The sequence below is a fragment of the Flavobacterium cupriresistens genome, assembly GCF_020911925.1.
GTDB classification, from domain to species: Bacteria; Bacteroidota; Bacteroidia; order Flavobacteriales; family Flavobacteriaceae; genus Flavobacterium; species Flavobacterium cupriresistens.
This window is the reverse complement of sequence record NZ_CP087134.1, coordinates 2,818,264-2,831,052: the sequence shown is the minus strand read 5'-3', so window position 1 is coordinate 2,831,052 and position 12,789 is coordinate 2,818,264. Positions and strand designations below refer to the sequence as shown.

Here is a 12,789-nt window from a genome sequence, read left to right as displayed (position 1 = left end):
ATTCTTTTTCAAGGATCAGGCTTTTCATATTAATCAGCTTCAGTAATAATTTTATACAATTCTTCGCAATAAGCAAATTTATCATTTTGTTGGTTTCTTTTACTTTCCTGCCCCGTTTCATAAACCGAAACCTGAAACCAATATAATACCCTAACAACCATATTCTGTAACAGAGGATTTTTGTCGTCTGACTTCATCATCTTCAAATCTTTAATTTCAGATTTCCAAAACTTAAAATTAGCCTTACCCTTAGCCGATTTTAATTCCTGATCAAAGCGAAGCGAAAGTTTATCTAAAAGTTTATTTTCTAAAATATTTATCTTCTCCATTTTGGTAACTTCCTCCTTATATTCTCTGGTTTTTTTGATTTCAGCAATCTTAGCTCTTAGAAAATTGTCTTCATTGGTATTAAAAAAAGTAATGCCTTTTTCATAGGCATTCATCGAGGAAACCATTTCTTTATTGGCCTTTAAACTATCGGCGATTTGCACATTGACGTCGTAAATTCTTTTACTAATGGTATCGTTCTTTGGTCTTATATTTTTTCTATAAGCCTGAATTTCCAACCAGTCAAATGCGCGAAGCATTTCAGATTGTTTGGGCCAAACGTGTTCCTCATGAGAAATAAAAAGGGTGTTCACCATCTTTGTGTTATCCAGCCATTGTTTATTTCCGATCATTTCCTGATAATTCATATCCCGATCGCCAACCATGCCTACATAGGAGAATTTATTAGAAGGAGGTATAAACTTATCCATATTATTAAAAGAAGCGCCACAAGCAATAACTCCTTGAAAAGCACCCGTAGATATCCCGAAATAACTGGCTAATCTTGCACCACCCGAAAAACCTGCTATATAAAGTTGTGAAGTATCAATAGCATAGGTTTGCAATACATCCTCAAATAATCTATTGGCAACAGCAATATTATCCTGAATAGATCCATTTCTTAACGTATTAGAACATACCAAAATATAATGATATGTTTCTGCAGCCAGAATAAAGGGTTCAATCCCTATTTTACCTCTCGCATCGGGTTCAAAAATAAAAACTAATGCCAATGGAGTTTTAGCATCGTATTTTTTAGGAAAATAGAGCGCATACGATTCCGTTGGAGCGGTTGTAATTTTCACCGAATCGATAATAACTCCCGTTGGTAACAATTGCTTCTCCTGAGTGTATCCAAAAACCGTAACAAAAAGAAACAGAATAGAATAGATAGTATTTTTCATAACACTAAAATAAAAAAAACCTCTCATTTCTGAGAGGTTTTCTGATATTAAAAAGATAATCATTTGAAGATAGTTCCGCTAAATGTTATTTAACACATAGAAACATAGTTACTCTCAACGGGTTGAAATAACTACATATTCCTTCTATACTGCCCGCCCACTTCAAACAACGCCGAAGTAATCTGACCTAAAGAACAAACTTTTGTAGCCTCCATTAAATGATCGAATAAATTTTCGTTTTTAATGGCTGCTTCCTGTAGTTTGCTTAGATGCTCGTTTACTTTTGCTTCGTGAAATTGATGCAAATTATCCAGCATCGTGATTTGATATTGTTTTTCTTCTTCGGTGGCGCGAATTACTTCTGCCGGAATAACGGTTGGTGAACCTTTTGAACTCAAGAATGTATTTACACCTACAATTGGGAAATCTCCGTTGTGTTTTAAGGTTTCGTAATACAAACTTTCTTCCTGAATTTTAGAACGTTGGTACATGGTTTCCATAGCACCTAAAACGCCTCCACGTTCTGTAATACGGTCGAATTCCTGTAAAACGGCTGCTTCCACTAAATCGGTTAATTCCTCGATGATGAACGAACCTTGAATCGGGTTTTCGTTTTTCGCTAAACCTAATTCTTTATTGATAATCAGCTGAATTGCCATAGCACGACGAACAGATTCTTCTGTTGGTGTTGTAATCGCTTCATCGTACGCATTCGTGTGCAACGAGTTACAGTTGTCATAAATCGCATACAAAGCTTGCAATGTCGTACGGATATCATTGAAATCAATTTCTTGTGCGTGCAACGAACGTCCCGAAGTCTGAATGTGATACTTCAACATCTGCGCTCTTTCGTTAGCACCGTATTTGTTTTTCATGGCTTTCGCCCAGATTTTACGCGCTACACGACCGATTACAGCATATTCAGGATCAACTCCGTTAGAGAAGAAGAACGATAAATTCGGCCCAAAATCATTGATATTCATTCCACGGCTCAAATAATATTCCACGTAAGTGAAACCATTTGAAAGCGTAAAAGCCAACTGCGTAATTGGATTGGCGCCCGCTTCAGCAATATGATACCCCGAAATAGAAACTGAATAAAAGTTACGAACGTTTTTGGTAATAAAATATTCCTGAACGTCACCCATTAAACGCAAAGCAAATTCGGTAGAGAAAATACAGGTGTTTTGCGCCTGGTCTTCTTTTAAGATATCGGCCTGAACCGTTCCACGAACTTGCGACAGGGTTTTAACTTTGATTTCGTTATACACTTCCAAAGGCAAAACCTGATCTCCGGTAACGCCTAAAAGCATTAATCCTAAACCATTATTTCCTTCCGGTAAATCGCCTTGATATTTAGGACGCTCTACTCCTTTTCCTGCATATATTTTATTGATTTTAGCTTCAACTTCTTTTTCTAAAGCATTGGCTTTGATATAATGTTCGCATTGCTGATCGATCGCCGCGTTCATAAAAAAGCCTAACAACATTGGTGCCGGTCCATTGATCGTCATACTTACCGAAGTCATAGCATGAACCAAATCGAAACCGGAATACAGTTTTTTAGCATCATCTAAACAACAGATCGAGACTCCTGCATTACCAATTTTTCCGTAAATATCGGGACGTAAATCAGGATCATTTCCATATAAAGTCACACTATCAAAAGCAGTCGAAAGCCTTTTTGCAGGCAATCCCGCACTTACATAGTGAAAACGTTTGTTGGTTCTTTCCGGTCCACCTTCGCCCGCAAACATTCTCGACGGATCTTCTCCCTCACGTTTAAACGGATACAATCCTGAAGCAAAAGGAAATTCTCCCGGAACATTTTCCTGCAAACTCCAACGCAAAATATCACCCCATGCCTCATATTTAGGCAAAGCAATTTTTGGAATTTGAAGGTGTGATAAACTCTCTGTATATGTTGCGATTTTGATTTCTTTATCACGAACTTTAAACGAGTAAACCGGATTTTTGTATTTGTTTACTTTCTCTTCCCAATTCAGGATAATCTCCCAGTTGTACGGATCTAAATCCATTTTTACTTTATCAAATTGATTGAGTAAAAGATTTAAGAAAATACGGTTTTCGTCGTGTTCTGCAATTCCTGTTGGCAATACAGTACTATCGTCGATTCCCGCTTTATTGATTTGTGGAACTTTTCCTGAAACAGATTCCAGCGTTTTAAAAATTCCGTATAATTTTTGCGCTACTTTTTGTTGTGAAAGTGCCGATTCATCATAACTTCTGTTGCTTTCTGCAATTTCAGATAAATAACGGGTTCTGTGAGGTGGAATCACGAAGATTTTCTCACTCATTTCACGTGTGATTTCAAAAGTCGAATGCAGCTCAGAAGCTGTTTTTTCTACAATTTTATCCATAATCGCTTTGTAAAGCGTGTTCATTCCCGGATCATTAAACTGAGAAGCAATGGTTCCGAAAACCGGCATATCATCCGGATTTTTATCCCAAAGATTATGATTGCGTTGGTATTGTTTTTTTACATCACGAATCGCATCAAGCGCACCTCTTTTGTCAAATTTGTTTAAAGCAACTAAATCTGCAAAATCAAGCATATCAATTTTCTCTAATTGTGTTGCCGCACCAAATTCAGGCGTCATCACATATAAAGAAACATCAGAATGATCCATAATCTCGGTATCCGATTGTCCAATTCCGGAAGTTTCCAGAATAATCAAATCGTATTTTGCGGCTTTTAAAACCTGAATTGCTTCGGCTACATATTTAGACAATGCCAAATTAGACTGACGTGTTGCCAACGAACGCATATAAACACGAGGGTTATTAATGGCATTCATACGGATTCTGTCTCCTAAAAGGGCTCCTCCGGTTTTTCTTTTTGAAGGGTCAACCGATATTAATCCGATTGTTTTTTCAGGGAAATCAATTAGAAAACGACGTACTAATTCGTCAACCAAAGAGGACTTTCCTGCTCCACCCGTTCCCGTAATTCCTAAAACCGGAATCTTAGAATCGGCATTGTTTTCATGAATCTGATCAAAAACAGGTTTTGCAATTTCAGGGAAATTTTCTGCGGCAGAAATCAAACGCGCAATTGCGGTTGGATTTTTACTTTCGATATGATCAATTTCTCCGTTTAGTTTATCTCCAATCGGAAAATCTGCTTGTTGCACCAAATCATTAATCATTCCTTGTAGTCCCAAAGAACGGCCATCATCCGGAGCATAGATTCTTGTAATTCCATATTCATGTAATTCTGAAATTTCACTTGGCAGAATTACACCACCACCACCACCAAAAATCTTAATATGTCCTGCTCCTTTTTCGTGAAGCAAATCATACATATATTTAAAATATTCATTGTGTCCTCCTTGATAAGACGTCATTGCGATCGCATTGGCATCTTCCTGAATGGCGGTATTTACAACTTCTTCAACACTACGGTCGTGACCTAAATGAATCACCTCAACACCGGTTGACTGAATAATACGTCGCATAATATTGATCGCAGCGTCATGTCCGTCAAAAAGTGAAGCTGCAGTTACAATTCTTACTTTATTTTTAGGAATATATGGTATTTGTTGTTCCATTTTATGAATATGATAATTTTAGAGGAGCAATTTACAAATTATTTTAATATTTGATCACTTTGATAGCTTTATGTTAACAAAAAAAATCGTTTTTTTTTAATCGAGGGGTAACAATTTAAACTTTCTACGTATATAAGGTATATTAACCTACAGGACATGGTAATTTCGAAACATTTAAAAGAAATACAACAACTTGAAAAACAACATAATACATAATTTAGTAGTGTAGAAAAACCCCAAATTTTTACCACGACTTTTCAAACTTAAGTAGTAACGTAAAAATTTAATGCAATGAAAACAATATATCTCTTCACCATCATTCTATTCACTGGTTTAATAACTTCTTCCTTTGATTTGAAAAAAAATGACCCTACAGAAAATAAGAAATCACAGGATCTTCCTTCTGCCTTTTCAACTAATTCTGATCCTTTAGTAGATAATGAGGTACTAAATGACTTTTTTAAAAGATATACCGATTTAAAAAAATACCAAAACAAAGTGGTGGCCTTGTACAAAAACAGATCGTATGAATCGATTTGGTTTGAAGACAATAAAATCAATGAATTTGGCCAGTTGTTACACCAAAAATTAAAATCAACACATGAAGAAGGATTAGAAATTGAAATTCCTTACGAAAATGAAATTGATAAAATTTTCAACAAAAAAGCGAAAGAAAGACCTTCGAAATCCGATTCTGATCTGTTGTTAAGTGCTGCTTACATTATCTATATGAGCCAGGTTTATGAAGGACTAGATGCAGAAACGGTAAAAAAAACCGGTTGGCTTCTACCTAAAAAACAATTGTCTTATGAAACTTTATTAGATTCTCTTATTGTAAATCCTGCTTTACTGGAGAAAAATGACGAACTGCTTTTTGATCAGTATTATAAATTACAAGGCGCTCTGGAAAAATACAGACAGATCGAAAAAGACGGTACATGGACACCAATTAGAACAGAAACTCCTTATAAAGATTTACGTCCTGATGCTGTTTCGAATACAATAGCTCAGGTGAGAACACGATTGATGGTTATGGGGGATTTAAAACAGGATTCTAAAAGTAATGTGTATGACAGAGAACTGATGGATGCTGTAATGAAATATAAATTAAGAAACGGTTTTAAACCTAACTACATTCTGGCCGAGGAACATATTAAAGACATGAACACGCCTATTGCCGATAAAATCAAAATATTGACGGTTAATATGGAACGTTGCCGTTGGATTTCTCCAAAATTGATCAAAGACAAAGAATATATCATGGTTAATGTGCCTTCTTTTGAATTGGTATATGTGAAAAACGGAAAAACAGCCTTAGCATCCCGCGTATTTGTGGGTTCAGCATTGACTAAAACATCAATCTTTAGCGGTAACATCGACCGAATTGTTTTTAGCCCATATTGGACTGTACCACAAAGTATTGTTGACAACGAATTAAAATTAAAAATGGCCGCTGATAAAAACTATCTGGCCGATCATAATATGGAAATGGTAAATGGTCAGGTGAGACAAAAACCGGGTTCTGAAAACTCTCTTGGATTGGTGAAATTTATTTTCCCTAACCCTGAAGATATTTATATGCACGACACACCGGCAAAAACGTTATTCGATTTTGAAAAAAGAACCTTCAGCCATGGTTGTATTAATGTAAAAGAAGCAAAAAATCTAGCTATCGCGATGCTTAAAGACTATCCTGAATGGACTACCGACAGAATAAACAAAGCTATGGAAGGGAAAGAAGAGACTACCTTTAAATTAGCGAACAAAGTACCTATTTACATCTGTTATTTTACTTCATGGGTGAATGAATCCGGGGAAATAAGCTTCTTTAGAGATGTTTATGAGAAAGATGATGATCTGAATAAAATTATGTATCAGGAATCTGTAGCATTTAACAACTAATATTTAAATTCAAAACTAACTGATTTTTAAATTTTTTAAACGGGGTAATTTTAAGTTTGTTTAAAATTTTGGGAGAAAAAGAATATCTTTCAAGTGTTAAACTTAAATTTAAAATTACCCTATTTTATTATGGAAGAAAATTACAATGAAGTTAAAAAAAATTGGTGGGACAGAAACTGGAAATGGTTTGTACCAACCGGATGTTTAAGCCTTATCGTGCTTTTTGGTTTGTTTATTGCCGGTATTTTTTTTGGAGTTACTTCAATGATGGAAGAATCAGAGGCTTATAAAAATGCAATGAATCAGGTTCGCCATAATGAAGTAGTAATTCAAAAATTAGGAAAACCTATCGAAATGGACGGACTACCTTCCGGCAGCATTCAAATAAATGGCAATTCTGAAAATTGTGATTTAGAAATTCCGATAAAAGGTCCAAAAGGTACGGGTACTTTGTTTGTAAGTGCCCAAAAAAGAGGAACCTGGGAATACCGTGAAATGGCTGTTTATATTAAAGCTACAGACGAAAAAATCGATTTACTAAAGAAGTAAAACTCAAATTTAAAACTCTTTACTAATGAACCTACGTGTCATTTTCTCCCTGCTTCTTCTAATTTTAAGTCTTTCTGTTTTTTCCCAAACCAAAAATAAAAGTACTTCAGCCACCAATAAAGAAGCTACCAATCCAGCATCGCAAGAAGATTATGTAACAGTATTGTGGCTGGACAAAAATCGCAACCTTCAACTTAATGATGACTTTATCAAAACAATAACAAACCAACAGCGCGCAGCATTAGGCTATATTGCAACTTCTATTGGTAACGAATGTTCTTGGGACGGGGATGAAAAACCGGACAAAAGTAATCTAAAATGTAAATTTCTATGGGCTCTTAATCTGGGTTACCAATGTTCTGACACGCATTTGTCTTTTTTAAAGAAATGGTTTAAAGAGGATGCAGCTCTTTTGCAAAACCTACAATATTGCAGTAAAACGGAATCTTCAGAAAAAAGTCAAGATTTTTTTATTGTATTAAAAATGGCTACCCTAAACAATACGATAAGAATTATTTATACTGCGGCTGGCTTTGACGAAAAAACACCTCAAAAATGGAGCTGGACGGAAGAATCTACCTATTCTTTTACAAAAAATGGAATTAAACAAATACACCGAAGAAATATCAATGGTGGTTTTAACTAAAATTATTTAAGAAAATAAACTCTTTTTTTCGATATAACACCTGTAACCATTTTGCTTTGCAATAGTGTCGAAAGATTTTTCTTATGATAACTACCAATCCTGAATTGGCATAAAAAACACATTCTCAAAAAAACTAAAACGTATAATATAGCCCCGATAGCAGTGAAAATCCTTTTGTGTCGGAGTTCGACGCAAAAGATTGCAACGGATAGCGGGACTACTGTTAATTCTAAAACAAATTGTTTCTGCTCCTGCAATAAAATTGTGGCTTTATTTTTGAATAAGTAGTATTTTTGAAACTTATAAAAAATAAAATTTAATGAAAAAAATTATCCTTTTAATGTTCGTCTTTTCTCTTAGTTCTAATGCCCAAGTGAAAGACATTCTAAATAAACTTCCAAAATCATCTTCAAAAGTTCTAGGGGTTGGCGGTATTGATATCGCTTCCGGATTAAAAGAAGCACTAAACAAAGGAATTACAGAACAGGTAAGTAAATTAACAGCCGTTGATGGTTTTTATAAAAATGAAGCGGTAAAAATTTTAATGCCCGAAGAACTTCAAAAAGTAGATGCTACTTTACGCAGATTTGGTTTGGGTTCTCTTGCTGATGAAGGTGTTAAAGTATTGAATCGTGCTGCAGAAGATGCGGTTAAAGAAGCGACTCCGATATTTGTTTCTGCAGTAAAAAACATATCGATTACAGATGCTAAAAACATACTGCTTGGAAACGAAAGCGCTGCAACAACCTATCTTCAGGGAAGCACCACAAAAGACTTATACGGAAAATTTAATCCGGTGGTTAAAAGTTCATTCGAAAAGGTAGGTGCCGATTCAATCTGGACAAAAATCATTACTAAATACAACAAACTACCTTTAGTTAAAAAAGTAAATCCTGACTTAACTGATTATACAACGAATCAGGCTTTAGCCGGTGTTTTTAAAATGATTGCCGTAGAAGAAAAAGAGATCCGCGAAAATATCAAATCCAGAACAAGTCCTTTGTTACAAAAAGTTTTTGCGATGCAGGATGCTAAATAATTACTTTTAATCGCAAGGCTCTAAGTTGCTGAGTGACTAAGAGCCTAAGATTTTAATTGTTTGAGCGCATAGTATAAACCTTTAAAGACTTTATATTTAAATCTAAAACCAAAAAACTATAAACAACCCGGAAAAAATGCAAAAAATAACCATTCTGATTCACTGCAAAGACCAAAAAGGAATTATCGCCGCAGTAACTACTTTTATCGCAAAAGTAGATGGAAATATTATCTATATTGATCAACATGTTGACGTGGAGCAAAATGTTTTTTTTATGCGTCTGGAGTGTGAATTTACCAATCCCAACAGTAGTATTGAAGTCATAAAAAATGAATTCAGTCAAACGATTGCCACCGATTTTCAAATGTCGTGGGATTTGTACAACCAGGAACAAAAGCCCAGAATGGCACTCTTTGTTTCAAAGTACGATCATTGCTTGTTTGATATTTTGGGTCGTTACAGTGCAGATGAATTGAATGTTGAAATTCCTGTAATTATAAGCAACCATAATGATCTGCGATCGATAGCAGAGCGTTTTGACATTCCGTTTCATTGTGTTCCTTTTACAAAAGACAATAAGGAAGAAGGGGAAGCAAAACAAATTGAACTGTTAAAAAAATATCAGATCAACTTTATTGTTTTAGCACGCTATATGCAGATTATTACGCCTAAGCTGATTTCGCTTTATGAAAATAAAATCATCAATATCCATCATTCGTTTTTACCTGCTTTTCCGGGTGCAAAACCCTATCATTCGGCTTTTAAACGTGGTGTAAAAATTATTGGAGCGACAAGTCATTATGTAACCGAGGAGTTAGATGAAGGTCCGATTATAGAGCAGGATATTGCACCGGTATCGCATATTCATTCCGTTGAAGATTTTATAATGAAAGGACGCGATCTGGAACGAATTGTTCTGGCACGTGCGATTAAACTTCATGCAGAAAGAAAGACAATGGTTTATAGCAATAAGACAGTGGTGTTTTCTTGATAAAGGTACTGAGGGGCTGAGTTGCTGAGGTTCTAAGTTTTCTCTCTGAACCTTTAAAAAATAACAAACCCGACAGGTTTTTGAAACCTGTCGGGTTTTATTTTAAATTTAAATTTCAACTTTGAATCTTTGTAACTAAACAATGGTGTTTTCTTGAAAAGGTACTAAGAGTCTAAGTTGCTGAGGTTCTAAGTTTTTTTCTACTTATCTTTAAACCCGACAGGTTTTTGAAACCTGTCGGGTTTTATTTTAAGTTTAAATTTCAACTTTGAACCTTTGTAAATAAACAATGGTGTTTTCTTGAAAAAGGTACTAAGGAGCTGAGTTGCTGAGGCTCTAAGTTTTTTCTCTGAACCTTTAAAATAACAAACCCGACAGGTTTTTGAAACCTGTCGGGTTTTATTTTAAATCAACTCTGAGTCTTTGCAACTAAACTCAGAAACTTAGTAACTCAGAACCTCCAAAAAAACTAAACCAAATCAAATCGATCTAAGTTCATCACTTTGGTCCAGGCAGCAACAAAATCTTTTGCAAATTTTTCTTTCGAGTCGTTTGAACCATAAATTTCAGCTACGGCGCGAAGTTCTGAATTAGAACCAAAGATAAGATCGGCTCGGGATGCAGTCCATTTGGTTTCTCCGGTTGCACGATTACGTCCTTCGAATGTTTCTCCGGTTTCGTCTGTTGCTTTCCATGTTGTCGTTAGATCTAATAAGTTAACAAAGAAATCATTACTTAGTGTCTCTGTATTTTTTGTAAAAACACCTTTTTTAGACCCGTCATAATTAGCATCTAAAACTCTAAGTCCACCAACCAAAACGGTCATTTCAGGAGCCGTCAGAGTCAATAATTGCGCTCTGTCCAGTAATAGTTCTTCTGTAATCGAATTATTATTGGCATTTTTATAGTTTCGGAATCCGTCTGCTTTGGGCTCTAATGCATTAAAGGAATGTACATCCGTTTGCTCTAAAGTAGCATCTCCTCTACCCGGTGCAAATGGAACTTCGAAATTAAAACCGGCGTTACTAACCGCTTTTTCAACTGCAGCAGAACCTCCCAATACAATTAAGTCCGCTAAAGAAACCGATTTTCCTGAATTTTCAAATTGATTTTGTATCCCTTCTAAAACAGCCAATACCTTTTTTAATTGATTTGGATTGTTGACTTCCCAATTAATTTGAGGCTCAAAACGGATACGTGCACCATTAGCACCTCCACGTTTATCCGAGCCACGGAATGTAGAAGCAGAAGCCCAGGCAGTAGAAACTAATTGCGCTATTGAAAGTCCGCTTGAAAGGATTTTATCTTTTAATACAGCTATATCATTTTGATTTAATTCACTTTTAGCCGCCGGAATCGGATCTTGCCAAATTAATATTTCACTAGGAACTTCAGGTCCTAAATAACGCGCAATTGGTCCCATATCTCTATGCGTCAGCTTATACCATGCTCTGGCAAACGCATCCGCAAATTTGTCAAAATTTTCAAAGTAATCTCTTGAAATTGGCTCATAAACAGGATCCAATTTTAAGGCCATATCAGCCGTTGTCATCATTGGAGCGTGACGTTTGTTCGGATCGTGCGCATCTTCTACTGTAGTGGCAGCACTTTCATCAGAAGGTTTCCATTGGTGTGCTCCGGCAGGGCTTTTTGTTAATATCCAATCGTATTTAAATAATGTTTCAAAATAACCATTATCCCAAGTAGTAGGATTTGGTTTCCAGGCACCTTCGATACCACTTGTAATGGCATCACCTGCAATACCGGTACCATACGTACTTTTCCAGCCCTGTCCCATTTCTTCAATACTCGCACCTTCGGGAGCAGCTCCTACTAAAGCAGCATCTCCTGCACCATGCGCTTTTCCGAAAGTATGACCACCGGCAACTAATGCTACAGTTTCTGCGTCATCCATCGCCATACGAGAAAATGTTTCTCTGATATCTCTTCCTGAACCAAGCGGGTCCGGATTACCGTCCGGGCCTTCAGGGTTTACATATATTAATCCCATTTGTACGGCAGCAAGTGGGTTCTCCAAATTTCGATCACCAGTATACCTGCTATTCGCTTTATCACTGGTAGCTAACCATTCTACTTCTGAACCCCAGTTTACATCTTTCTCAGATTCCCAAATATCTTCTCTTCCTCCTGCAAATCCAAAGGTTTTAAATCCCATGGATTCCAAAGCACAATTTCCTGTCAAAATCATCAAATCTGCCCAGGAGATTTTATTGCCGTATTTTTGTTTAATTGGCCAAAGTAAAAAACGTGCTTTATCTAAATTACCATTATCCGGCCAGCTATTTAGTGGAGCAAATCGTTGATTACCCGAACTTGCACCACCACGACCGTCCGATATACGATATGTACCTGCACTATGCCACGCCATACGAATAAACAAAGGCCCGTAATGACCATAATCTGCAGGCCACCAGTCTTGGGAGTTTGTCATTAGATCATAAATATCCTTTTTGATTTCACTTAGATCTAAACTTTTAAACGCAGCCGCATAGTCAAAATCCTCTCCTAATGGATTTGACAAATTAGAATGCTGACGTAATATATCAACGTTTAAGCGATTTGGCCACCAATCTTTATTAGATGTTCCTGACCCGGCCGTTTCTTTCACTTGTCCATTATGAAAAGGACATTTACTTTGATTTGATTCACTCATTTTGTTTGTTTTTTTTTGAGACAGCTGCCTGTTTTTTTGTGAAATGGTAATTTTTTCACAAAACCACATTACACTGATATTTAACGTTTTATCAAATATACAAACAAAAGCTTTCGATATTCATAAACAAAATTGATTGTTATTATATTTTAATAACCAAAAGTTATTTAACGCTACAGAAAGC

At 35.9% G+C, this 12,789-nt stretch carries 8 protein-coding genes; 5 read left to right on the top strand and 3 right to left on the bottom strand.

The annotated features are described in order from the left end of the window. Positions 1-29: 29 nt before the first annotated feature. Complete coding sequence (locus LNP23_RS12130; RefSeq protein WP_230005093.1) at positions 30-1,232, bottom strand: alpha/beta hydrolase family protein; 1,203 nt, start codon at positions 1,230-1,232, stop codon at positions 30-32. A gap of 131 nt (positions 1,233-1,363) precedes the next feature. Then, positions 1,364-4,804, bottom strand: a complete 3,441-nt coding sequence (locus LNP23_RS12125) for a methylmalonyl-CoA mutase family protein (protein WP_230005092.1) — start codon at positions 4,802-4,804, stop codon at positions 1,364-1,366. Positions 4,805-5,095: 291 nt separating this feature from the next. Here LNP23_RS12125 and LNP23_RS12120 point away from each other — a divergent pair, with 291 nt between their 5' ends. From LNP23_RS12120 to purU, 5 genes are all read left to right on the top strand, one after another. After that, positions 5,096-6,706, top strand: a complete 1,611-nt coding sequence (locus LNP23_RS12120) for a L,D-transpeptidase family protein (RefSeq protein ID WP_230005091.1) — start codon at positions 5,096-5,098, stop codon at positions 6,704-6,706. A gap of 129 nt (positions 6,707-6,835) precedes the next feature. Continuing rightward, positions 6,836-7,255 carry a cytochrome c oxidase assembly factor Coa1 family protein gene (locus tag LNP23_RS12115; RefSeq protein WP_047775792.1) on the top strand — a complete coding sequence of 140 codons (420 nt, stop codon included), beginning with the start codon at positions 6,836-6,838 and terminating at the stop codon, positions 7,253-7,255. A 25-nt stretch (positions 7,256-7,280) separates the two neighbouring features. Continuing rightward, positions 7,281-7,901 (top strand): hypothetical protein, encoded by a 621-nt coding sequence (locus LNP23_RS12110; RefSeq protein WP_230005090.1) that lies wholly within the window; start codon positions 7,281-7,283, stop codon positions 7,899-7,901. A 319-nt stretch (positions 7,902-8,220) separates the two neighbouring features. After that, positions 8,221-8,940: a DUF4197 domain-containing protein gene (locus LNP23_RS12105; protein ID WP_047775635.1), complete on the top strand. Its 720-nt coding sequence runs from the start codon at positions 8,221-8,223 to the stop codon at positions 8,938-8,940. Between the two features lie 136 nt (positions 8,941-9,076). Continuing rightward, entirely contained in the window at positions 9,077-9,931 is an 855-nt protein-coding gene (gene purU, locus LNP23_RS12100) for a formyltetrahydrofolate deformylase (RefSeq protein ID WP_230005089.1), read from the top strand. Positions 9,932-10,400: 469 nt separating this feature from the next. On the opposite strand, the gene katG is transcribed toward purU, so the two are convergent. Further along, positions 10,401-12,605 (bottom strand): catalase/peroxidase HPI, encoded by a 2,205-nt coding sequence (gene katG, locus LNP23_RS12095; protein WP_230005088.1) that lies wholly within the window; start codon positions 12,603-12,605, stop codon positions 10,401-10,403. Positions 12,606-12,789: the final 184 nt, after the last annotated feature.

Excerpts from the sequence above, each read along its gene's own strand:
- LNP23_RS12110 (WP_230005090.1), top strand. The coding sequence starts at position 7,281 with ATGAACCTACGTGTCATTTTCTCCCTGCTTCTTCTAATTTTAAGTCTT.
- LNP23_RS12115 (WP_047775792.1), top strand. The coding sequence starts at position 6,836 with ATGGAAGAAAATTACAATGAAGTTAAAAAAAATTGGTGGGACAGAAAC.
- katG (WP_230005088.1), bottom strand. The coding sequence starts at position 12,605 with ATGAGTGAATCAAATCAAAGTAAATGTCCTTTTCATAATGGACAAGTG.
- LNP23_RS12130 (WP_230005093.1), bottom strand. The coding sequence starts at position 1,232 with ATGAAAAATACTATCTATTCTATTCTGTTTCTTTTTGTTACGGTTTTT.
- LNP23_RS12120 (WP_230005091.1), top strand. The coding sequence starts at position 5,096 with ATGAAAACAATATATCTCTTCACCATCATTCTATTCACTGGTTTAATA.
- purU (WP_230005089.1), top strand. The coding sequence starts at position 9,077 with ATGCAAAAAATAACCATTCTGATTCACTGCAAAGACCAAAAAGGAATT.
- LNP23_RS12125 (WP_230005092.1), bottom strand. The coding sequence starts at position 4,804 with ATGGAACAACAAATACCATATATTCCTAAAAATAAAGTAAGAATTGTA.
- LNP23_RS12105 (WP_047775635.1), top strand. The coding sequence starts at position 8,221 with ATGAAAAAAATTATCCTTTTAATGTTCGTCTTTTCTCTTAGTTCTAAT.